Below are 22,331 nucleotides of genomic sequence, written 5' to 3'. Positions count from 1 at the left end.
ACACTCCTAATCTTCTTTAAAATGTATATTTTATACTTGTGTACTCGTTTGTCCTTGCACTTCTTCTGCATTTCTATGTCGAAAATTATCATTAGTTAATGTTTTTGATAGTTCTTCCCCTAATATAAATACATCCAACTCTTCTTTTGGAATTGCATTATACTGCTTACCGTTTAACATATAGAACACGGCACCAATCAAGATCCATACGATCATCGCAATCAAAGAAGGCATGGCTAAAAGTGCTGGAGAGCCCGGGATAAATAATAATCCCAAGAATATTAAACTAATTACTGCACCAGATAGCGAAATGATCTTTCGGAATGCACTTACTTTCCAGTCAAAAAACCTATACGCTGATGCACAGGTATATAAATAGGCAATAGCGACGCCTGTGGCTGTCATGTCGACTATCCATAATAATGCCGGTCTACCGAACCAAGGAGTTATAAAGCAAACAACGACCGCTGTAATAATCCCGACATATGGTGTACGATACTTTGGATGAATCTTTGTAAAGGCCTGAGGTAAAATACGTGCACGCCCCATAGCCAGAAGCATTCGGCTGGAAGAAACTAAGAAACCATTTATTCCTGTAAAGATCCCCATGCATAAAGCAACTGTCAAAATTGTCATTCCTAGGTTACCAAATAAGCTTTTTACTACGTTCCCCGTTCCCCATGCAGGTGTTCCTGCTACAAGTCCTTGCCAAGGAGTTGCCATCGCTGTTGCATAAACCATGACAGAATAGACAATACCTCCAGCACCTAAAGCCAGTATCATCAATTTAAAAGCGCGCTTTGACGAAAAGTTGAACTCCTCTGAGGATTGCGCAATATTGTTAAATCCTGAATATAGAAACGGTGCAGTAGCAACAATTACTAAAATAGAAGATAAACCACCAATCTCCATATTAAATGCCGGACGCAAGTTAGCAAATGCAGTATCTGGATGAAATGTCATTCCTGCACCAATTGTAATAGCTAAGATAAATAGAACCGCACTGAATATAAATTGCATTCTTCCCGTCAAGCTGATTCCTCTGATATTAGCAATACCAAAGATAACAAGAGCAGCTGTAGCTATAACAATTTGGCTGATATATACATCCCATCCTGCAATCGTATACATATATCCGATCTCAACAACTTGCGGATACAAAAACTTAAATAATACTATGATTGCCGAAGCATTCAGTGCAACTGAAGTAACATACGATAATGTTACAAACCATCCGCATATATATGCATGAATCCTGCCAAATCCAAGATATGTAAAGACAAATTCTCCTCCTGAAACAGGGAACTTCTCTACCATGTATCCATAACTTACAGCTATCACCATTACCAATAATGCGCCAATTAGTATACCCAAAATAACGCCTATAGGACCTGCTTGCCCCATCCAATCTGTCGGCAGCACGAACGCACCCCAACCTATCGCAGAACCAAATGCAATGGCAACGACCCAATGTGGTTTTAATGCTTTAGATAACTCAGTTCTTTTTTCCATCTATCTCACTCCCGTGCTTTAGACTTTTGTACATTTTGGCAGCGCTTTCATTTTGTGTTTTTACTAAGTGGTACACAATAACTTATCCAAGCCTATCGTGTACCGAATAGTTTCATTTCATCTAATGATTTTCTCGTCTTTTTGCAAAATTGGAGCATCTACTTCAATTGTGTCTGGGTATTTAATCCCTGCACCCGTGTTAAGAACTACTACCTCGTCGTTCTCTTTGATCCAACCGTCCTTACGAAGTTTTCTAGCTGCTGCGAATGCCGCTGCCCCTTCTGGACAAACGAAAGCACCTTCACTAGATGCGACTAATTTCAATTCTGCCAACAGCGTTTCATCATCGATTGCGATAGCACAGCCATTTGTTTCTTTAATGCCATCAAGGATCAGGAAGTCACCTAACGCTTTTGCAACGTTGATTCCAAATGCTACAGTGGAAGCATTCTCCCAAGGTTCTGCATGTGTCTTACCTTCTTCCCACGCTTTAACAATCGGTGCACAACCTGTTGACTGCACCGCTACAAGGCGAGGCATTTTATCTTCTGAAATCCAGCCAAGTTCCTGTAGTTCTCGAAGTGCTTTATAAATACCAATTAAACCCACGCCTCCACCCGTTGGATACAGAATAACGTCTGGAACCTTCCAACCAAACTGCTCTGCAATTTCTAGTCCCATCGTTTTCTTTCCTTCAATACGGTAAGGCTCTTTCAATGTGGAAGCGTCAAATAGATCATAGTCTTTTACTGCCTGTCCTACGATTTTCCCCGCATCACCAATCAGGCCGTTTACAAGGTACAAATCAGCTCCTGCTGCTACACATTCCTTACGTGTAATTTCTGGTGCGTCTATTGGCATAACTATGGTTGCAGTAATATCTGCTTGTGCACTATACAGTGACCAAGCTGCACCTGCGTTTCCGTTTGTTGGCATAGCTAATTCTTTGATGCCTAATTCTTTTGCTTTGGAAACACCTACTGCGGCTCCTCTAGACTTGAATGAACCAGAAGGAATCATTCCTTCATCTTTCATATAGAGATTTGCAATCCCCATATCTTTTCCTGCTTTCTTCAAATGTAGCATAGGTGTCATACCTTCTCCGAGCGTCACGACATTCTCTTCATTTTTGACTGGAAGCAACTCATGATAGCGCCATAGATCTGGTTTGCGACCTGCAAGTTTTTCTTTCTTGAAGCTTTCCTTCAGTTCATCCATCTTGTAAGCGACCAATAAAGGCCCTCCACATTCGCATAGTTGAACGATTACATCTACATCATAAGTATTTTCACATTTCGGACAGTGTAAGTGTGATACGTAGCTATAAGTCATATTATTTCCTCCTAGTAATTGTTTTTATATGCTCAACGAATTGCAATAGATTCAATTTCAATCAGAGCACCTTTAGGCAATTCTTTTACACCGACCATGGCTCTTGCAGGTTTACTATCTCCAAAGAACTTTGCGTATACTTCATTGACTTGAGCTGCTTCTGTTAGTGATGTCATGAAAATTGTGTTTTTCACGACGCTTGCTAATGACAAATCAGCTGCCTTCAAGATAGCTTCAATGTTTTTTAAGGACTGTTCTGCTTGCTCTACTACTGTTAAACTCATTTCATTTGTTTCAGGATTAATTGGTAATTGACCCGATACATAAATGATGTTTTCCTTCTCAACTGCTTGAGAATAAGCTCCTACTGCGGCTGGGACGTGATCACTGTGAATTTTCTTGAACAATTAAACCAACTCCTATTTAGAATTAAAACTGGCATCAGTACGTACCTTTTGCAAATAGTTGTATATAGTAAATTTGGAAACACCTAATACACTTGCTGCATATTCAGTAGCACCTTTTATTAAAAACGCTCCTTTTGCTTCAAGCTCACGAATCACTTCGACTTTTTCATCTGTTTCCAATAAAGCAGGAGGTTTATAATACTTGTCTAGTGCTTGTTGCGTCATTGAATGAATGACTTCATGTACATCTTTATGGAAACTCTCTTTCTGTTGCTTATCTTCTTCAAACGTTATGAAGTCTTTAAGTACACCTTCCATTTGCATCATATTGCTAATATCAAAGTTGATGCAAAGTGCGCCCAACACCTCGCCCTTTTGATTCTTCAAGAAAACTGTAGACGATTTCATCACTGAACCTTTTTGCGATACCGTCTTATAGTTTGCATAGTCGGTCACTACATTTTTCTGTAGCTGTTCCAGAACTAAGTCCGTTATTGGCGAACCTATACTTCTTCCTGTCACTGTCCCCGACAGATGAATTAAAGAACTTTCCAGGCTGCTAAAGTCATGCACGGCGACTTCACAATTCACGCCGAACATCTCCACCAAAATATTTGCTGTACGAATAGCATGGTCAAATATTAAAGCGCTTTCATTATCCATAAAAACTCCTCATTTCATTAGTTGTTTAAATTCACTTTCAATTCAAATAACTTAAGATTTATATTATCAGTAATTATTTCAATTGCAACATTATTTTAATACATACAATATTTTTGTAATTAAAATATTTGTATAAGCATTGTTTCTACTGCTCTTTATGTAAAAAGTCTAACTAAAATACAGTTCTTTTGTACTAACCGTCAAATTCATTTATTTCCTTTGACCTAAAAGTATTTACTCATTGCCTCAGTCGACAAAGACTGAATGTCGTATACTAAATATATAATTACATGGAAGGATGGGGTTCTTATTGAATATTGAGCCGTCACTGCAAATGCTTTCTATTGGGATGCCACGCACATTACAATCTGCTAATGGCGGAGAATTTTCAAGCGCTATTTGTAAACAGTCTGCCGAAGAAACATTTCTTTCTGTAGATGGTTTTCAAGGGGACGGAATTGCGGACACAAAGCATCATGGAGGTCCTGATCGAGCGGTTTGTATCTATCCTGGAGAGCACTATGCCTTCTGGGAAAAAGAGTTCTCCTGTACGTTACCGACTTCCACGTTCGGAGAAAATCTGACAGTAAACGGAATGCTCGAGACAGATATATGCATTGGAGATATGTTTGCAGTAGGAGATGCAGTGATTCAAGTCGCGCAAGGTCGAGTACCTTGCAGCACTATTAGTAAGCGCACCGGCTTGCCTAGTCTGATGAAAGGAATGGTCAACACCGGATTCACAGGTTTTTTATGCCGTGTGGTTAAAGAAGGAGTTGTTCGTTCAGATTCTCCGATTACTTTGCTTCAACAGGATCCAAAGCAAGTTTCCATTCTATATGCAAATGAAGTGTATTTTCAGCGTCCTAAAGATTTGAAAGGTTTGAAACGAATATTGGAAGTCGAAGCACTAGCTGAAGAATGGCGGGATATGCTGACGAAACGGCTAGATAAGCTCGAGAATATCTAAAAATGGAACTAACCTACGATTATAAAAATCGTCGGTCAGTTCCTTTTTTATTCATATGAGTTGTTTCACTAATTCCCGATTTCGTTCCTTGAAGAGCTCATTATGGGAAGATACCATGCCATTTTCATTTGCTTCTGGATCAATATAGGTTTTGGCGCAGTTTACTGCATTCGCGGCATCCTGAAATGCCCCTGCAATTAAATGTAGTTTGCCTTTGTGGCTTAGTACATCCCCTGCTGCATACATCCCCTCTATGGAGGTAGCACTCGTGCAAGTACCTGCAATCTGCTTATGTTCCGTTAGTTCCACACCAAGTTGCTCATCGCCAATTAACGAAGTATCACGCTCGTAACCATGATTAATGATCACTTCATCCACAGCTAGTGTAGTAACCGTTCCTTCTTCATTGTGTCGTAGCTCCACCCTCTCAATTGAGCTATGATCTTCAGACGCAATGAATCGAGATATATTGGTATTAAAGTGACAATCCACACCACTCTCATAGAGTTGCCGTACTTGCGCTTCATGACCGTTCAAATTCTCTTTACGATATGTTAGGTATACTTTCTTAGCAATCGGTTGCAGTTCATTGGCCCAGTCAATCGCCGCGTTGCCACCGCCTGAAATCAGGACGGTCTTCCCTTTAAAGCGCGCTAAAGATTTTACCGTATAGTTCAAATTCGACACTTCAAATCGTTCTGCACCTTCCACCTCAATCTTCTGTGGATTCAAAATACCTGTACCTGTCGCAATTATCACGGCTTTGCTGTAATGAACAGTACCCGATGAGCCGTGTAATACAAAATGCTTGTCATCTGTCTTTTCAATCTTCACAATTTTTTCATTGAGTACGACTTCTGGGTCAAAGGTTAATCCCTGAGCCACAAGCCGTTCAATTACCTGAGCTCCTGGTGCCGGGGTCATGCCGCCAATATCCCAAATCATTTTCTCCGGGTAGACATGGATCTTTCCACCAAGCTGCTGCTGATATTCAATGATCTTTGTCTTCATTTCACGCAATCCACTATAAAAAGCTGCATATAACCCCGCAGGTCCGCCGCCGATAATCGTTACGTCCAGTAGCTCATCTTGTCTCATTCCATCTTCTCCCTTTAAAATAATTATTGACATCGCTTGCATTTCAATTTATAGTTCTCATTGTAACGATATTGATAATCATTATCAATGATTACTTAGTAGGAAAGGTTTGATTTCACAAAATGGTTCGCTTGTATACAGAAAATCTACAAGTTTCATACGATGATCACCTTATTGTTAAAGGGTTATCGGTTCAAATACCTGACAAGAAAGTGACTGCCATTATCGGAGCAAACGGATGTGGCAAATCGACCTTTCTCAAAGCTGTCACACGCTTAATTCCTCATCAATCAGGAGAAGTCATATTGGATGGTGGAAATATCGTTAAACAAAGAACGAAACAGCTCGCGCAAAAGATGGCTATTCTTCCCCAGACGCAAGAAGCTGCCAGTGGTCTAACAGTTGGTGAATTGGTATCCTACGGTAGATTCCCTTACCAGAATGCATTGGGACGTTTAACACCGCATGATATGGATGTGATCAACTGGGCACTCGAAGTCACCAACACAACTGAATTCAAATATCGTCAAGTCGATGCATTATCAGGTGGTCAGCGCCAGCGCGTTTGGATTGCGATGGCACTTGCTCAGGAAACAGATATTATCTTCCTAGATGAGCCAACTACTTATTTGGATATGGCACACCAGTTGGAAGTACTAGAGCTGTTGCAAAAGCTCAACGAAGAGCAGCAACGCACTATCGTCATGGTGCTTCATGACCTAAATCAGGCAGCACGTTTTGCCGATTTCATCATTGCGATGAAAGATGGAGAAATTGTACGTGCGGGTATGTGCGAGGAAGTAATACAACCAGACATACTGCGCGAAGTATTTCGAATCGACGCGGAAATTGGAACGGATCCAAGAACGGGCAAACCGTTATGCATCACATATGATCTACTAAAAGGAGACGAATAACTGTTGAAGAAAATTCTATTACCTGCCCTTTTGCTTATCGTACTTGCGTTAGCAGCTTGCGGCAATAAACAGGAAGAACCTGTGAAAGAAGATACACCGGCAAAGGAACAAGGAGCAAGTGGCACGATTACTTATGAATCCGAAGAAGGTCCTGTGGAGGTTCCTGCAGATCCACAGCGCGTTGTGGTGTTATCAAGTTTTGCTGGGACTGTACATGAATTTGGTGTGAATTTAGTAGGAGCAGAATCTTGGTCAAAAGATAATCCAAGCTTTGATTCATTTCTGAAAGATGTAGAAGAAGTTTCAGACGAAAACATCGAAAAAGTTATTGAACTGGAGCCCGATTTAATTATTGGACTGAACACGATTAAGAACATTGATAAATTAAAAGAAATTGCACCTACTGTTACGTATACATACGGAAAAGTGGATTATTTAACACAGCAAATCGAAATCGGTAAATTATTGAATAAGGAAAAAGAAGCAACAGAATGGGTAGATGCATTTAAGGCACGTGCTAAGCAAGCAGGAGAAGATATTAAAGCCAAAATCGGAGAAGATACGACAGTTTCCGTCATCGAAGAGTTTGACAAACAAATTTACGTCTTTGGCGATAACTGGGGTAGAGGGACAGAAATTCTCTATCAGGAAATGAAATTAGCTATGCCTGAAAAGGTAAAGGAAATGACCGAGAAAGATGGATATTATGCTCTATCTGCAGAAGTCTTGCCTGAATTTGCCGGAGATTATGTCATCTTGAGTAAAAGTGATACTGGGGATAATTCATTCCTAGAAACAGAAACATACAAGAATATTCCTGCCGTCAAAAATGATCAAGTCTATCAGGTAAACACAGCAGAATTCTCTTTCAATGATGCCTATACACTTGATAACCAGCTTGATTTCTTTATCGAAAGCTTTTTAGGAACTAAGTAATCAAACAGGATGGGGCTCTTCTTCATTGAAGAACCCCTTTTTTTATGACAAGAAAGGAGCGGATGAATAGAATGGAAAAACCCGTTGGAAAAGTTATACCATTTAGTCTCAAATTATTTGCTAGCACAATTCTTTTAATCATCGGTTTCCTATTTGCTATGAAGCTTGGTGCCGCTCACACTTCATGGCAAGACGTCTTACTTTCATTCACATCAAACCCAAAAGAAAATGTTTTGATCCTAAAAGAAATACGCTTTCCGCGTGAAGTAGGTGCCGTGTTTGTGGGTGCCGCTTTGGCCGTTTCAGGTGCTATCATGCAGGGCATGACGAGAAACCCATTGGCTGATCCAGGGTTGCTTGGATTGACTGCCGGGGCGAATGCCGCATTAGCTATCGCGCTTGCATTCATTCCAACTATTAACTATTTCGGTATTATGACAGCTTGCTTCATCGGCTCAGCTGCTGGTGTGCTGATCGTCTTCGGTATTGCTTCCGCAAAGCGAGGCGGCTTTGCACCCATTCGACTGGTATTGGCAGGTGCAGCCGTCTCTACATTTTTGTTCGCCATTGCACAAGGTGTTGGTTTGTATTTTAAGATTTCAAAGGACGTGGCAATGTGGACCGCCGGCGGATTAATCGGCACCTCATGGGGACAGTTGCAGACCATTGCGCCAGTCATCATCATAGGTATTGTCGTTGCACTCGTACTTTCACGCCAGTTGACATTATTAAGTTTGAATGAAGAAGTTGCGATTGGACTTGGTCAAAATACATTGAAAATAAAAGTCATGTTGTTTATTATTATTATTTTATTAGCAGGAGCCGCTGTGGCATTAGCGGGTAACCTAGCATTTGTCGGATTAATGATTCCACATATTGTTCGTGCAATCGTGGGAACAGATTACCGATTTATCATCCCCATTTCCGCTATTTTAGGTGCAACTTTTATGTTGTTAGCAGATACGGTTGGACGAATGCTGCAAGCACCATTTGAAACGCCCGTTGCTGCATTGATTGCGATTATTGGCTTACCATTCTTTCTTTTGATCGTACGCAAAGGAGGTCGTGCTTTCTCATGATACATCCACGTATACGAAGAAAACAAAGAATTCTAGGAGTATGTTTAGTTGTTTTAATTCTCTTCCTGGCTATTCTCGCACTTGGTTTAGGATCTGCTTCTATCGAGTGGAGTCGGCTAGTCCCTACTTTCCTAGGCCAAGGCACTTTTAAAGAAGAGTTTGTACTGTTTTCTATTCGCCTTCCGAGAATCATTATTACGTTGCTCGCTGGCGCTGCGCTTGCCTTATCGGGTGCTATTTTACAAGGGATCACGCGTAACGATCTTGCAGATCCAGGTATCATCGGTATTAATTCCGGCGCTGGAGTCGCTATTGCGGTATTTTTCTTGTTTGTACCGATTGAGGCGGGTGCATTCGCTTACTTATTGCCGTTAGTAGGATTTTTGGGCGCCATCATCACCTCCATTTTAATTTATCTATTTGCTTATAGTAGAAAAAACGGACTACAGCCTATGCGCCTCGTACTGGTGGGTATTGGATTTTCGATGGCTCTTTCAGGCGTGATGGTCGTATTGACTTCTTCCGCCAAGCAAGAGAAAGTCGATTTTATTTCAAGATGGATCGCCGGGAATATTTGGGGAACTGATTGGCCTTATATTTGGGCACTCGCCCCTTGGTTGCTCATATTAATCCCTTTCGCGTTATTTAAAGCACATCGACTGGACATGCTCGGTTTGAATGAAACAGTGGCGACGGGTATCGGTGTGTCAATCGAACGGGAGCGAGTAATATTATTGCTGACCGCTGTGGCTCTAGCTGCTTCCGCGGTGTCAGTCACAGGTGGCATCGCGTTCATCGGGCTGATGGCACCTCATATCGCTAAGTCCCTAATCGGCCCACGCCATCGAATGAATTTACCTATTGCCATTCTGCTCGGCAGCTTTCTTCTATTACTAGCAGATACAATTGGGCGAAATATTTTGGAACCAAGTGGTATTCCAGCAGGTATTATCGTTTCATTAATAGGCGCACCGTACTTTTGCTATTTACTAATAAAAAAATAAACATGCCAGAACTACCCACTTTGGGTGTTCTGGCATGTTTCATATAAAGTATTATTTATTTTTGAAGTCCGGCGAAACCGTGAACGTTGCTTCTGTCTTGTCTTTTACTTCATCTACTGTAATACCAGCAGAAGTTTCAACAAGCACCATACCGTCCTCCGTAAAATCAAATACAGCCAAGTCCGTGATGAGTCGATCTACAACACCAAGTCCCGTTAACGGCAAAGAACAGGTTTGCTTAACTTTCGATTCCCCGTGTTTATTGACATGATCCATGATCACTACGACACGTTTTGCACCGACAACTAAGTCCATTGCGCCGCCCATTCCTTTGACGACTTTTCCTGGAATCATCCAGTTAGCTAAGTCTCCGTTCTCCGAAACTTCCATGCCGCCAAGGATCGCTAAGTCGATATGTCCACCGCGGATCATCGCAAACGATTCCGCGCTATCAAAAAAGGATGAACCGGGGACTGTGGTAATAGTTTCTTTTCCCGCATTAATCAGATCTGCATCCTCTTGCCCCTCTACTGGGTAAGGGCCAATACCAAGCAAACCGTTCTCCGACTGCAATAACACCGTCATCCCATCTGGAATTTCATTGGCTACAAGAGTCGGCATACCAATACCTAGGTTAACATTCATACCGTCTTGAATTTCTTCTACCGCGCGCTTTACGATTGTATTCCGTGTTTCTGTCATGTTCATCTCTCCTTTTTACGCTTTTCTCACTGTTAAGCGCTCAATACGTTTTTCATAATCCGTGCCAAGTAAAACTCGCTGTACATAAATACCCGGTGTATCAATCTCTTCAGGAGCAAGCTCACCGGCTTCGACGATTTCCTCTACTTCCGCAATTGTTATTTTGCCCGCCATCGCAGCAAGTGGATTAAAGTTCATTGCCGTCTTACGGTACACTAAATTTCCCAAGGTATCGGCCTTCCAAGCTTTCACAAGCGCAAAGTCCCCGACGATTCCTTCTTCAAGTAAATACGTCTGACCTTTAAACTCTTTTGTTTCTTTACCTTCTGCAATGGGTGTACCGACTCCAGTTGCTGTGTAGAATCCAGGAATTCCTGCACCACCCGATCTAATCCTCTCGGCAAGCGTTCCCTGCGGACTCAGTTCTACTTCTAACTCACCGTTTAGGAACTGCTTTTCAAAAGTCTTGTTTTCTCCAACATACGAAGCAATCATCTTTTTAATCTGTTTATTCACTAACAACTTCCCAAGGCCTGCATCATCTACTCCACAGTTATTGCTAGCTACTGTTAAATCCTTCACACCTCTATCTTTTAACGCCTCGATGGACTTTTCCGGAATACCGCATAATCCGAAGCCTCCTACAATTAACGTAGCACCGTCTTGAATATCTGAAACCGCTTCCATAAATGAATTCATTACTTTACTCATACCGTAACCTCCTCCAACTCTTTAGTAATAGTGTACAGATTTCTGACTTATATGTAAAATGAATATATTGAATAAAATTTATTCTTATTGCGAATAAATGAAAGGTTGGATTATCATCGAACTCAAAGACTTTCAAGCTTTTATACACGTAGCAGATCATTTAAGCTTTACAAAAGCCGCCGAACATTCGTATATATCACAGCCCTCTTTAAGTAAATCGGTGAAAAGACTTGAAGAAGAACTGAATGTCATACTTTTCAACCGCTCTACACGCAGCCTTCGATTGACGGATGCGGGTGACATTGTATATGAACAGGGACAGCAAATCCTTCAATTACTTGGAGAGCTTCCGGTCTTACTTGAAGATCTTGCGGAGGGTGTGTCAGGAGAAATTAAAATTGGTATGCCACCTTTGATTGGGACCTTGTTCTTTCCACAGATTGCTAAAAGTCTTTCAAAGAATTACCCCCATATTAAAATCGAGTTGCACGAACTCGGTGCTAAAGTAGTAGAAGAGCTTGTAGATAAAGGTCAGATTGACGCTGGCATTATTGTGTTGCCAACCGATCAAGACGTATTCCAAGTTCAACCTTTCATTTCAGATAAATTCTATCTGTTCGTCCACTCTGATCACCCATTTGCAAAACGAGATGCTGTCGCATTATCCGAGTTAAAAGACGAACAACTCATCTTGTTCTCTAAAAGCTTTGCCTTACACCACTATATTATAGGTGCCTGTAAAGAAGTAGGGTTCAATCCAACTATATCGTATGAAAGCTCCCAATGGGATTTGATCATCGAACTGGTGGCAGCAAAACTGGGTATTACGCTTCTTCCTCAATCCATATCAACGAAATTTACAAATGAAAACATTAAAATGATATCCCTTCAGGAGCCACCTCTACTATGGAAGCTCGGCATCGTCACTAAGAAAAACAGTTACCATTCATTTGCTTTAAAAAAGTTTATGCAGATGTTTTAAGGTCAATTGAATTAATCTCTACAAAACAAGATGGTTTGCGCCAACGATCATAAGTATTGAATAAAAAAATCCAACCGGTATCGGTCGGATTTTTGTTTCACGTGGAACAGTAACATTTGTTTAGAACATTTTCGTAGTCCATGACTCACCATTCCATATAGTAGATACTACATCTTCATAAAAATCAGGTTCGTGTGATATGAGTAAGATACTTCCTTTATACTCTTTTAACGCACGTTTGAGTTCTTCTTTAGCATCGTAATCCAAGTGATTGGTCGGCTCATCCAAAACTAATAAATTCGTTTCACTATTTACTAGTTTACAAAGACGCACCTTCGCACGTTCTCCCCCACTCAGTACTTTCACTTTACTTTCAATATGCTTTGTCGTTAATCCAACGCGCGCTAAAGCCGAACGCACTTCATATTGAGCAAGATGTGGGAACTCACTCCATATTTCTTCTAGACAGGTGTTATCCGTATCGGCTTTCATTTCTTGTTCGAAGTATCCGATCGAGAGATGCTCGCCCTGCTCTACTTTACCTGATAGAGCTTTTATTTCCCCGAGAATACTTTTTAGCAATGTGGTTTTACCAATACCATTAGCGCCTGCCAAAGCGATTTTCTGTCCACGTTCCATAGAAAGATTCAAAGGTTTCGATAGCGGTTCATCGTAGCCTATCACTAGATCTGTCGTTTCAAATAAATATTTTCCAGGCGTTCTTGCCGTTTTGAAATCAAAATGTGGTTTAGGTTTTTCTGAATCCAACTCTATAATGTCCATCTTATCCAACTTCTTCTGTCGAGACGTTGCCATTCGACTCGTTGCCGCATTTGCTTTATTACGAGCTACGAAGTCCTTCAAATGGGAAATCTCTTTCTGTTGCTTTTTAAAAGCCGCCTCGACCTGTTGCTGCCTCATTTCACGCACACGCAAAAACTCGTCATAGTCGCCGGGATAACGATTGACCTGTTGATTTTCCATATGATAGATCAAGTTAATGACACTATTCAAGAATGGAATATCATGCGAAATCAAGATGAACGCCCCTGGATATTCTTGCAAATACGTACGCAACCATTCAATATGCTCGACGTCCAAATAGTTCGTCGGCTCATCAAGCAATAAAATATCGGGCTTTTCAAGCAATAATTTAGCCAGTAATACTTTTGTACGCTGGCCCCCACTCAAATCATTTACATCCGTGTCCAATCCAAATTCATCGAGTCCAAGACCGTTTGCGACTTCTTCTACTTTTGCGTCAATCATGTAAAAATCACTCTGCTCTAGAGACTCTTGAATCTTTCCGGTTTCTTCAAGCAAACCTTCCAGTTCATCTGGCCCCACTTCACCCATCTTCGTGAAAAGACTATTCATTTCCGTTTCCATATCGTATAAATATTGAAACGCGGTGCGTAATACATCACGGATGGACATGCCCTGCTTCAAAGCTGCATGTTGATCTAAGTATCCTATACGAACACGCTTTGACCACGTAACAGTCCCAGCATCTGGCTCTAGCTTATGCGTAATGATATTCATAAACGTAGATTTCCCTTCCCCGTTTGCACCTACTAATCCTATATGTTCACCTGCTAATAGACGAAATGATACATCTTCAAAAATCACACGGTCACCGAAACCGTGGCTAATATTTTTCACTGTTAATAAACTCATGTTGTACACCTATTCCTTTTCCATTGTATCGATCAAACTTATCTACGTTATTTTAACATTCTACACTTATAATTACTTAAGAAAAGAGAAAACAATATGTATTTTAGAGCAACTACACTTAGTTATAGTAACTACAGAATGTCTAGTTCATTTCATGTTTGTATTATTTTTTATTAACGTAAAAACAAACTACAAATGTAATGATGCCTCTCTGCTTACCTGTTGCCTCAATAAAAAACAGAAAGGAACATGCAGTCAAAGCCGCATGTTCCTTCTTTTTTATTTCATTTTATATAACTCTTCGTTCATTGACTTGAACAACGCATACATCATCAATAAGATAACGAATGAGAATGGCAAGGCCGCTATAATAATTGTATTCTGCAAGGCAAGAAGTCCACCTGCAGAAAGCAAAATTAATGCGATTGTGGAAACAATGATACCCCAAATCACTTTGACAGAGTTCGGAGGTGTCAACGAACCATATGTTGACTGCATGCCCAACACGTAAGTCGCTGAATCAGCTGATGTGATGAAGAATGAAGTCACTAGAAGAATCGCGAACAATGATAGAACTAGTGAAAATGGCATTGAGTTAAACATCTCGAATGCAACTACTTCAATATTCAATGATGCCAAATCTGCTACTCCGTTATTCTGCATTTCAATTGCTGTAGTACCGAATGCCGAGAACCATAAGAACCCGAAGAATGAAGGAACAAGCAAGACGCCTGCCATAAATTCGCGGATTGTACGCCCTTTAGATACTCGTGCGATGAACATACTGACGAATGGTGACCAAGAAATCCACCAAGCCCAATAGAATATAGTCCATCCATCTAACCATCCACGATTTTCACCATTGAGTGGAGCTGTTCCCATACTCATATCGATGAGATTTGTGAAATAGCCACCAACTGAATCAGTGAACATATTCAAGATCAATAATGTAGGGCCAAGAATAAGAATTAATCCTAAAAGGGCTACTGCTAATATCAAGTTGATATTGGACAAATAGCGAATCCCTCTACTTAATCCAGACCAGGCCGATCCAATAAATAGTACTGTTACGACCGTTACGATTATAATTTGTGATTGAATACCTATCGTGAAACCAAATAAGTAATCCAACCCTGCGTTAATTTGAACAGCACCTAATCCTAGTGAAGTTGCCACACCGAAAGCAGTTGCGAAAACTGCGAGGACGTCAATTACTGTTCCTAGTGGTCCTTTTACTTTTTCCCCGAAAATCGGCTTCAATGTAGCTGAAATCAAGCCTGGTTCGCCTTTTCTAAACTGGAAGTACGCCAATGCCAAGGCGACCATTCCATACAAAGCCCAGATATGAAGACCGTAGTGTAGAAATGTTTTCCGCATAGACTCTTTAAAAGCAGCAGGTGTTTGCGGATCCTCTGTTGCCGGTACTGCGTAATGGGATAATGGTTCTGCGGCACCGTAGAAAACGAGTCCGATTCCCATCCCAGCGGAGAATAACATCGCAATCCACGTAATCGTAGAGAATTGCGGACGATCTGTATCTTTTCCTAAACGGATTTTACCGTATGGACTGAATATCATAAAAATACTGAGCAACAGTAGCGCTGTCATAATTAGCATGTAGTACCAACCGAATGTAGATGCTACAAAAGCTTTACCAGCTGAAGTGATTTCCTCGAAATGTACTGGATTTATTACTCCATATCCTACCGCGATTATTATTAAGACAATGGTAATATAAAAAACCTTTGATATTTTCTTCATAGTTCCCCCTTTAGAGATGAATTACACAAGCAGGTTTACACTATACTGTAAAGAAATCTAGAAATCAAATGAATACAAACAATTTATTTGATTTAATTAGAACACGACATAGCTTAAACCCTACTGCATTAAGTTTTCTTCTACATCTTATACAATCTCATTTTATTTTTATCACTATACTTTACTAGTAGAAAAAACCTGTCGAATTATCAAAAAACTGGATATTATGAAAGAAAAGGTTGGCTGGAATTTTCCTAGCCGACTATACTATGACTTACTTGTCTACATACATTATCGCATAGTTATCATTCTCCATTGGATGGGGTTCAAATCCTTTTACATAATCGGCAAATCCGATAGGTGGCGTCGTGTGTGCTAATGGAACCCACGGTGCATCTTCGTGAAATACTTTCTGAGCCTTTTTATAAAGTTCAACTCGTTCACTTTCATCGAATGTTACACGCGCATCCTCAATGAGTTTTTGGAATTCCTTATTATCATAAAATGCTAGATTGTTCGCAGGTGGCTCCATGTTTGTATTACTTAGATTTGGATAAAGGAAATTGTCAGGGTCTGCCATAACACCCGTCCAGCCATAGAGTGCCATTGGATGTTCGCCGTTTCCAGTCTTCTCTAAATACGTTGCCCACTCGTATGTAACGATAGTTGCCTTAACCCCAATTTTCTCTAAGTTCGCTTGAATTGCTTCTGCGGTTTTCATAGGCTGAGGTAAATAAGGTCTGGGGTTATTCATTGTCCAAATCTCTGTTTCAAAACCGTCCGGATAGCCTGCTTCTGTCAGTAGATTTTTAGCTACCTCGGCATCAAAGGCGTAATCCTCGATGTCTTCGTTATAGCCCCACAAAGAAGGCGGGATAGGATTTTTCGCTACTTCTCCAAACCCACTGTAGAACCCATCAACTATAGACTGTTTATCAATAGCCATATTCATTGCTTGTCTAACCTTTACGTCGTCAAACGGTTTCTTCTGTGTGTTCATAACCATAAAACCTTCATTGAAACTCGGTCGTTTGACGAGCTTAAGATTTTCATTGTCTTCCACTGTCTTTGCGTCTTCTGGATTCATCCCATCAATGAAGTCTGCTTCTCCACTCAACAGCACGTTCAATCGCGTAGAATTGTCAGGAACGACCGTAAAGATAATCTGATCCAACATTGGCTGATTTTCCACATAGTAGTTCTCATTAGCTTTCACGACGATTTTATCGTTGCGTGACCAGCTTTCAAATTGAAATGGTCTCGTACCCACAGGATTTTCAAAGAATCGTTCATTATACTGTTCGATTGCTGCTGGACTTGCAATTCCGAACATAGGGATAGCCAGATAGCTAACGAACGGAGCAATTTTCTCTTTCAATTTAATCTCTACTGTCTGCTCATCAACTGCTGTTACAGACTCGACTTTATGATCCTCTTCTCCCTTAAACCCGCCATAAAGAAATGGATAATAAGGGAAATCACCAATATGATATTCATTGTTTGGATCCATCCAGCGCTCAAAGTTGAAAACTACCGCATCTGCATTGAAATCTGTTCCATCGTGAAACTTCACTCCTGATTTCAGAGCGAGTGTCCACGTTAGACCATCTTCACTAGTTTCATAGGACTTTGCCAACTTAGGTTGTAGCTGTAAGTCTTTATCATATTCAAATAATGTTTCAAAAATTGCATGTGTAACTCGGATTGATTCTCCATCTGTGATATTGATTGGATCAAGACCAACTGAATCGGCACCCCTCGCATAGATTATGGTGCCACCTTTTTTCTGCTCCTCATCTTTGTCACTTCCGTTTGAACAAGCGCCTAGGAGGAATAAACCTACTAGCATACTCATCATGATTACTAATCGCTTCATAAAGATCCTCCTTCTATTGATAGTTCGACCTATTACTTTACTATTCTCGAGTAACTGTTTTGAAAAGTCAATTAACTTTTTGTCGAATAGTCACCATCTTTGCTGTTTACTAGTCAATATGTTTTACTTTTAACATCATCTACTTCATAAAACGGAGGGAATTCATAATGACTGACCCGCTAAACTATATAGAACTTCATCAAAAGGAAATCCTACAGACCTATCAAGACCTGCATGCTATTGCTGAACCTAGTTGGCAAGAGCAGCAGACTTCACGTTATTTACAGGATCATCTCTCATCTGCCGGATTAAGTATCACTACCTACACTGGGCATCACGGATTCATTGCAGAAATTGCTGGACGTACGAATGGCGTCATTGCGTTGCGTGCGGATATGGATGCACTAGTACAGGAAGTCGACGGGGAAGTAGTCGCTAACCACTCTTGCGGACATGACGCGCACAGCACAATGGCGTTATATACCGCACTGGCTTTAAAGAACAGCGAAACAGATTTACATCATACAATCCGATTCATTTTCCAACCTGCTGAGGAGTTAGCAGAAGGCGCATTGCAAATGATGGAAGAAGGCGTGCTAGAAGATGTTCGATTTCTAGGTGGCCTGCACGTACGTCCACATACGGAAGTGCCGTTCGGTAAGTCTGCCCCTGCGATTTTACATGGATCGTCTGCCACTATTATAGGCACAATTACAGGTACACCTGCGCATGCAGCGAGACCTGAAGAAGGTAATAATCCAATTGAAGCAGCAAGTTTACTAATTCAGTCACTGCGTCAGATCCGCTTACCAGGTAATAAAAAATTCTCCATTAAAATTACAGAGCTACATGGTGGTGAAACGAGTAACTCCATCCCTGCCAGTGCTCGATTCACACTAGATGTTCGCGCTGAAACGAATGATACGATGGATGCTTTGCTGGCAAAAGCCCGCCACATTATACAGTACACTGCTGCACTGACAGAGACGAAGATTACCTATGAAGAAGAGGGCTATTCACCTGCCGCTACGGAAAATGCCACAGCAATCCAACTGGCACAACGGGCGATTGGTTCTGTATTAGGAGAAGAAAATGTAGAGGGACCATGTATTTCTCAAGGGGCAGAAGACTTTCATTTTTACACGTGGAAAACCCCTACTATTCCCGCCACGATGATTGGACTCGGTTGTGATTTGAAACCAGGCTTGCATCATCCGCAAATGTCATTCAATACCGACGCTTTAATTTACGGTGCACAAATTCTGACGCAACTATTGCTAAATGCGGATCAAGAGTTATGAAAACAACTATCTATCAAGACCATAACAATTTACTAGCAGGAATGACCATGAAAGATTGCAGTGAAGTCGAGTCCAATAATACCGCTTTGCATGCATGCGTTTCGCCAGTTGACGTGATAAACAATCGCCGTCAGTTGGCAGACTTCTTGCAATGTGATTTGGAAGATTTCGTATTTGCCAATCAAACACATAGTGCTAACTTTCATAAGGTGACTACACAAGATAGAGGTAAAGGCGCATGGCAACAAGATACAGCAATTCCTGACACCGATGCACTGTATACATTTGAACCAAATATCGTGCTGTGCAGTTTAACGGCGGACTGCGTTCCTGTATTATTTTACAGTGTAGATCGTACATTGATTGGCACAGTCCATTCGGGGTGGCAAGGCACTGTGAAAGAAATCACACTCAAGCTGTTTCATCACCTACAGCAATACGAGCACTGTGACCTGAGTCATATTCATGTCCAAATTGGTGCAGCACTCAGTCAAGAAAAATTTGAAGTCGATGAAGATGTCTATAAGAAGTTCCATAATCTTGGCTATGCAGACGAATTCATATCCTATAATGCGGAAACACAAAAATATCATATCGATAACCAGCTGACCGTGAAGAAACAATGCACGCTGGCTGGAATTCCTGAAGCCAATATTACAATAGACCGTACATGTACATTCCTAAGTACAGAAGGCTTTTCCTATCGGCAAGATAGGCAGGCGGGTCGTCATGTAAGTTTCATTAGGAGAACCGTCTAAAAAACGCAGTGAGAAGTCCCTCACTGCGTTTTTTTATTTCAATTCTATTTTGATATCGCCTTCCAAATAGTTCGGATAGGCAAATATTTCGAGCTTCAAGGGATTTGTATAATCGGTAGGACTAAAACTAATATCCCAATGTTTTATTGAATCACTACTATACATACCTACTGATGGGCTGTGCATTTCTATTCCTTTCGCATCAGATATAGCGGATGCAAAATCATATTGGAAGGACGGATGATCTGCTTTTACCATAATGAATTCCGCATGGCTTTTATCTGATTTCACTAACTGTATTTTTTGATCTTCAGGTTGATTAAACCATTCTCCTGTTTCCGTATTGACTTCTGCTATAGCCTCTTCTGCTTTTAGCGCCTGCACTTTATTGATTCGCAAATAAAGCTTCTCAGGCTTTGAAAAGTAATTGCTTTGAAGGAAAAGTGTGGATTCACCATCCTCGCCTCCAAACGCCGTCGTACCGTTTTGGATAGATCCCCAGACTTCGCCCTTCTCATCCTCCAGCCGCATATCCTCGAATTGTAGAATTTTCATCGGATTGGCAGAGTCAATAGTAATTTTCACACCAACACGCAACGGGGATACAGTAACCTTTTCAATCGTAAATTTCTGTCCTGCAATATCCACTTCTTTATCTATAGTATAGACTTCACTTGGTTTTACTTGCTTAGGCACAGTGAAGGGTACGGTAAACACTGTCTCTTCGCCTTTTAGCTTAGTAGCTACCTTCAAGTCAAACGACTGATCTTGTGAAGTATACAATTCCCCAAACTGATAATCGATACGGTCCTTGTACGTATACACCTCTTCTTCATCCATCATATTTCCATAAGAAAAGCTGCCTTCTGGCATACCTTCCGCTTTCAAATTGATATAATCGACTCGTAAGCCAGTCAGTGGACGTTCTGAATCAATCGTATAGAATATATTCATTCCCGTTTCATCTAAAATAACGCCATCTATTGTTAACGTTTTATCTTGAATAGTTTGAGTAACCCCGATTTCTTGATAATAGTCGTTCTGGATCGCGGCATTGAGTCCTTTATCCATCGCAATCAATTCCACAAACTTCTCCATACCTGGTATGGAAGCTACCACATTAGCAAAGACGGGTGATACGCGAATGGATGTAATGAAAGTCAGAAGCAATAATGCAATGACTGCCACACTCCCTAAGAATCTCTTACGTCTTTTTCTGATTCGACGTTTTTCCTGCCGCACCCTTTCCACCCCTTGACGGATCGCCTGGTCAGCTTTAGATAAAGGCAAGGGTTGTTGATCCAAACGCTCTTTCAACTGCTTCAACCGCTCTTCTTCTGTCTCATACATGATCACTACCCCCTTTATCTTCAAAGTATGACCTTAATGTGCGCATCGTCTTGTAGAGTCTCGACTTCACAGTGCCTTCCGGTATATTTTCAGATTGTGCAATATCTTTAAATTTCGATTCCTGAAAGTACTTCAAATAGATTAATCGCTGTTCATCGTCAGACAATGTCGCCAGTGCTTCTCTCATTTCAATATATGAAATATCTTCTGATGATACAGTTTCCAACGCGCTATTATTTGCTGTAAATCGTTTACGCAGTTTCAACTGATCTTGGCAATAATTCATCATAATGCGGATTAGCCAGGTCTTGAGGTAATTGGGTTCTTTTACTGTCCGTACCTTTTTATAGGCCCGATATGTTACTTCCTGCAGTGCTTCGATCGCATCGTCTTCGTTTTGCAGAAAAGCCAAGGCCGTCCGAAGAAGTGATTCCTTATGCAATTGCATAACAGCGAGAAATGCTTCATCATCTCCGGCTATTGCTTTTACATGCAACTCTTTTTCTTTTATCTCCATTCGACCGTCACCCCACTCTCTGCCCTCTTATACATTAGACTCTACATTAGCTTAAAAGTTTACATCATTTTTTATTTATTTTTATGCACAAAAAAGATGCCTGCTCTCGCAAGACACCTTACTTCACTTATTCTGTTCCTTCAATTAATTCTGTATAGACGACTAAGCGATCGTCATGCGTTTTAGCCTTTCGATTCCATGATCCGGTACATGTGATTAAATTCAATCCACTGCCATATGTGAAGCCGAAGATGGTATCGACTGGTGCATCGGTACGCGGGTATGCAATTTTTTCACTACCGCGAATCGTACAATCTCACCGTCTTCGCCATGTACCAATACTTCATCGCCAATCTCCATCTTATCTAGCTCGTAAAATACGGCTGGACCCGTTTTGGAATCTACATGACCTGCAATGACTGCGTTCCCCCTTCCACCAGGCTTTGTCCCCGGTGAAAACCAGCCCGCCTGATCGGGATCTTGTGGAACACCCATCTGACCGTTATCAAGACGTCCTACTTCCTCGATTGTTGCCTTGACGTCGAGCGAAGGGATTTCAATAACTTTTGGCTCGATTCCAACCCGCTGGTCTTCTAAGGAGAATTCCTCCGGTGACCGCAAAGGAACAATGGGCATGTCCTCTACCTCTACTTTTGCAGAGGAAGAAGCCTTTACAATTTTCTCTTGTGGCTGTGAATCGGACTGTGCACAACCAGCCAACATGATGACCCCAATGAGTACTTGTATATAGAATTTCATCGTCTACACGGCTCCCTCC

At 41.1% G+C, this 22,331-nt stretch carries 21 protein-coding genes; 8 read left to right on the top strand and 13 right to left on the bottom strand.

Translation table 11 applies throughout. The features are described from left to right. Window positions 1–30: 30 nt before the first annotated feature. The 4 genes from CSV68_RS08325 to CSV68_RS08310 all read right to left on the bottom strand — a co-directional run bounded on the left by CSV68_RS08325 (window position 31) and on the right by CSV68_RS08310 (window position 3,914). The gene (locus tag CSV68_RS08325) at window positions 31–1,512 is read right to left on the bottom strand and encodes an APC family permease (RefSeq protein ID WP_099633662.1); all 1,482 of its coding nucleotides are present in this window, start codon (window positions 1,510–1,512) and stop codon (window positions 31–33) included. 117 nt (window positions 1,513–1,629) lie between these two features. Next, the gene (locus tag CSV68_RS08320) at window positions 1,630–2,844 is read right to left on the bottom strand and encodes a threonine synthase (RefSeq protein ID WP_099633663.1); all 1,215 of its coding nucleotides are present in this window, start codon (window positions 2,842–2,844) and stop codon (window positions 1,630–1,632) included. Window positions 2,845–2,876: 32 nt separating this feature from the next. Continuing rightward, window positions 2,877–3,251, bottom strand: a complete 375-nt coding sequence (locus CSV68_RS08315) for a Rid family detoxifying hydrolase (RefSeq protein WP_099633664.1) — start codon at window positions 3,249–3,251, stop codon at window positions 2,877–2,879. Window positions 3,252–3,263: 12 nt separating this feature from the next. Then, window positions 3,264–3,914, bottom strand: coding sequence for a helix-turn-helix transcriptional regulator (locus tag CSV68_RS08310; protein WP_099633665.1), 651 nt, complete (start codon window positions 3,912–3,914; stop codon window positions 3,264–3,266). 298 nt (window positions 3,915–4,212) lie between these two features. Here CSV68_RS08310 and CSV68_RS08305 point away from each other — a divergent pair, with 298 nt between their 5' ends. After that, window positions 4,213–4,884 (top strand): MOSC domain-containing protein, encoded by a 672-nt coding sequence (locus tag CSV68_RS08305; RefSeq protein ID WP_099633666.1) that lies wholly within the window; start codon window positions 4,213–4,215, stop codon window positions 4,882–4,884. Between the two features lie 51 nt (window positions 4,885–4,935). Here CSV68_RS08305 and CSV68_RS08300 read toward each other — a convergent pair whose 3' ends face one another. Then, complete coding sequence (locus tag CSV68_RS08300; RefSeq protein WP_099633667.1) at window positions 4,936–5,982, bottom strand: NAD(P)/FAD-dependent oxidoreductase; 1,047 nt, start codon at window positions 5,980–5,982, stop codon at window positions 4,936–4,938. A 122-nt stretch (window positions 5,983–6,104) separates the two neighbouring features. On the opposite strand from CSV68_RS08300, the gene CSV68_RS08295 reads away from it, so the two are divergent. From CSV68_RS08295 to CSV68_RS08280, 4 genes are all read left to right on the top strand, one after another. Next, window positions 6,105–6,899 (top strand): ABC transporter ATP-binding protein, encoded by a 795-nt coding sequence (locus CSV68_RS08295; protein WP_099633668.1) that lies wholly within the window; start codon window positions 6,105–6,107, stop codon window positions 6,897–6,899. A 3-nt stretch (window positions 6,900–6,902) separates the two neighbouring features. After that, the gene (locus CSV68_RS08290) at window positions 6,903–7,835 is read left to right on the top strand and encodes an iron-hydroxamate ABC transporter substrate-binding protein (protein WP_099633669.1); all 933 of its coding nucleotides are present in this window, start codon (window positions 6,903–6,905) and stop codon (window positions 7,833–7,835) included. A 71-nt stretch (window positions 7,836–7,906) separates the two neighbouring features. Next, window positions 7,907–8,914 carry a FecCD family ABC transporter permease gene (locus CSV68_RS08285; protein ID WP_099661890.1) on the top strand — a complete coding sequence of 336 codons (1,008 nt, stop codon included), beginning with the start codon at window positions 7,907–7,909 and terminating at the stop codon, window positions 8,912–8,914. Then, on the top strand, window positions 8,911–9,918 hold the full coding sequence (locus tag CSV68_RS08280; protein ID WP_099633671.1) for a FecCD family ABC transporter permease: 1,008 nt from the start codon (window positions 8,911–8,913) through the stop codon (window positions 9,916–9,918). Before CSV68_RS08285 ends, CSV68_RS08280 begins: the two co-directional genes overlap by 4 nt. 51 nt (window positions 9,919–9,969) lie before the next feature. Here CSV68_RS08280 and CSV68_RS08275 read toward each other — a convergent pair whose 3' ends face one another. Continuing rightward, a complete protein-coding gene (locus tag CSV68_RS08275; protein ID WP_099633672.1) occupies window positions 9,970–10,620 on the bottom strand; it encodes a 3-oxoacid CoA-transferase subunit B in 651 nt (216 codons plus the stop codon). Window positions 10,621–10,635: 15 nt separating this feature from the next. After that, window positions 10,636–11,331 (bottom strand): CoA transferase subunit A, encoded by a 696-nt coding sequence (locus CSV68_RS08270; protein ID WP_099633673.1) that lies wholly within the window; start codon window positions 11,329–11,331, stop codon window positions 10,636–10,638. Between the two features lie 115 nt (window positions 11,332–11,446). On the opposite strand from CSV68_RS08270, the gene CSV68_RS08265 reads away from it, so the two are divergent. Further along, window positions 11,447–12,313 (top strand): LysR family transcriptional regulator, encoded by an 867-nt coding sequence (locus CSV68_RS08265; RefSeq protein WP_099633764.1) that lies wholly within the window; start codon window positions 11,447–11,449, stop codon window positions 12,311–12,313. Between the two features lie 120 nt (window positions 12,314–12,433). Here CSV68_RS08265 and CSV68_RS08260 read toward each other — a convergent pair whose 3' ends face one another. The 3 genes from CSV68_RS08260 to CSV68_RS08250 form a co-directional block, all read right to left on the bottom strand. After that, window positions 12,434–13,990 (bottom strand): ABC-F family ATP-binding cassette domain-containing protein, encoded by a 1,557-nt coding sequence (locus tag CSV68_RS08260; RefSeq protein WP_099633674.1) that lies wholly within the window; start codon window positions 13,988–13,990, stop codon window positions 12,434–12,436. A gap of 279 nt (window positions 13,991–14,269) precedes the next feature. After that, window positions 14,270–15,751 (bottom strand): BCCT family transporter, encoded by a 1,482-nt coding sequence (locus CSV68_RS08255; RefSeq protein ID WP_099633675.1) that lies wholly within the window; start codon window positions 15,749–15,751, stop codon window positions 14,270–14,272. 274 nt (window positions 15,752–16,025) lie between these two features. Then, complete coding sequence (locus CSV68_RS08250; RefSeq protein ID WP_099661889.1) at window positions 16,026–17,627, bottom strand: ABC transporter substrate-binding protein; 1,602 nt, start codon at window positions 17,625–17,627, stop codon at window positions 16,026–16,028. Window positions 17,628–17,794: 167 nt separating this feature from the next. Here CSV68_RS08250 and CSV68_RS08245 point away from each other — a divergent pair, with 167 nt between their 5' ends. Together CSV68_RS08245 and pgeF are read left to right on the top strand one after the other, a co-directional pair. Continuing rightward, window positions 17,795–18,928, top strand: a complete 1,134-nt coding sequence (locus tag CSV68_RS08245; protein ID WP_099661888.1) for an amidohydrolase — start codon at window positions 17,795–17,797, stop codon at window positions 18,926–18,928. Beyond that, complete coding sequence (gene pgeF, locus CSV68_RS08240) at window positions 18,925–19,686, top strand: peptidoglycan editing factor PgeF (protein WP_099661887.1); 762 nt, start codon at window positions 18,925–18,927, stop codon at window positions 19,684–19,686. The genes CSV68_RS08245 and pgeF overlap by 4 nt, the downstream gene beginning before the upstream one ends. Before the next feature lie 33 nt (window positions 19,687–19,719). On the opposite strand, the gene CSV68_RS08235 is transcribed toward pgeF, so the two are convergent. The 3 genes from CSV68_RS08235 to CSV68_RS08225 all read right to left on the bottom strand — a co-directional run bounded on the left by CSV68_RS08235 (window position 19,720) and on the right by CSV68_RS08225 (window position 22,312). Then, a complete protein-coding gene (locus tag CSV68_RS08235; protein WP_099633678.1) occupies window positions 19,720–21,036 on the bottom strand; it encodes a DUF4179 domain-containing protein in 1,317 nt (438 codons plus the stop codon). Then, the gene (locus CSV68_RS08230; protein WP_233190404.1) at window positions 21,029–21,553 is read right to left on the bottom strand and encodes an RNA polymerase sigma factor; all 525 of its coding nucleotides are present in this window, start codon (window positions 21,551–21,553) and stop codon (window positions 21,029–21,031) included. Before CSV68_RS08230 ends, CSV68_RS08235 begins: the two co-directional genes overlap by 8 nt. A 222-nt stretch (window positions 21,554–21,775) precedes the next feature. Continuing rightward, window positions 21,776–22,312, bottom strand: coding sequence for a class F sortase (locus CSV68_RS08225; protein ID WP_099661886.1), 537 nt, complete (start codon window positions 22,310–22,312; stop codon window positions 21,776–21,778). Window positions 22,313–22,331: the final 19 nt, after the last annotated feature.

The organism is Sporosarcina sp. P29 (assembly GCF_002743265.1).
Classification (GTDB): domain Bacteria; phylum Bacillota; class Bacilli; order Bacillales_A; family Planococcaceae; genus Sporosarcina.
This window is presented reverse-complemented; position numbering and strand designations above follow the sequence as displayed.

Bases quoted from the DNA above. Each gene is read 5' to 3' on its own strand.
- CSV68_RS08325 (WP_099633662.1), bottom strand. From the start codon at position 1,512: ATGGAAAAAAGAACTGAGTTATCTAAAGCATTAAAACCACATTGGGTC.
- CSV68_RS08320 (WP_099633663.1), bottom strand. From the start codon at position 2,844: ATGACTTATAGCTACGTATCACACTTACACTGTCCGAAATGTGAAAAT.
- CSV68_RS08310 (WP_099633665.1), bottom strand. From the start codon at position 3,914: ATGGATAATGAAAGCGCTTTAATATTTGACCATGCTATTCGTACAGCA.
- CSV68_RS08305 (WP_099633666.1), top strand. From the start codon at position 4,213: ATGGGGTTCTTATTGAATATTGAGCCGTCACTGCAAATGCTTTCTATT.
- CSV68_RS08300 (WP_099633667.1), bottom strand. From the start codon at position 5,982: ATGAGACAAGATGAGCTACTGGACGTAACGATTATCGGCGGCGGACCT.
- CSV68_RS08295 (WP_099633668.1), top strand. From the start codon at position 6,105: ATGGTTCGCTTGTATACAGAAAATCTACAAGTTTCATACGATGATCAC.
- CSV68_RS08285 (WP_099661890.1), top strand. From the start codon at position 7,907: ATGGAAAAACCCGTTGGAAAAGTTATACCATTTAGTCTCAAATTATTT.
- CSV68_RS08280 (WP_099633671.1), top strand. From the start codon at position 8,911: ATGATACATCCACGTATACGAAGAAAACAAAGAATTCTAGGAGTATGT.
- CSV68_RS08275 (WP_099633672.1), bottom strand. From the start codon at position 10,620: ATGACAGAAACACGGAATACAATCGTAAAGCGCGCGGTAGAAGAAATT.
- CSV68_RS08270 (WP_099633673.1), bottom strand. From the start codon at position 11,331: ATGAGTAAAGTAATGAATTCATTTATGGAAGCGGTTTCAGATATTCAA.
- CSV68_RS08260 (WP_099633674.1), bottom strand. From the start codon at position 13,990: ATGAGTTTATTAACAGTGAAAAATATTAGCCACGGTTTCGGTGACCGT.
- CSV68_RS08255 (WP_099633675.1), bottom strand. From the start codon at position 15,751: ATGAAGAAAATATCAAAGGTTTTTTATATTACCATTGTCTTAATAATA.
- CSV68_RS08250 (WP_099661889.1), bottom strand. From the start codon at position 17,627: ATGAAGCGATTAGTAATCATGATGAGTATGCTAGTAGGTTTATTCCTC.
- CSV68_RS08245 (WP_099661888.1), top strand. From the start codon at position 17,795: ATGACTGACCCGCTAAACTATATAGAACTTCATCAAAAGGAAATCCTA.
- pgeF (WP_099661887.1), top strand. From the start codon at position 18,925: ATGAAAACAACTATCTATCAAGACCATAACAATTTACTAGCAGGAATG.
- CSV68_RS08235 (WP_099633678.1), bottom strand. From the start codon at position 21,036: ATGTATGAGACAGAAGAAGAGCGGTTGAAGCAGTTGAAAGAGCGTTTG.
- CSV68_RS08230 (WP_233190404.1), bottom strand. From the start codon at position 21,553: ATGGAGATAAAAGAAAAAGAGTTGCATGTAAAAGCAATAGCCGGAGAT.
- CSV68_RS08225 (WP_099661886.1), bottom strand. From the start codon at position 22,312: ATGAAATTCTATATACAAGTACTCATTGGGGTCATCATGTTGGCTGGT.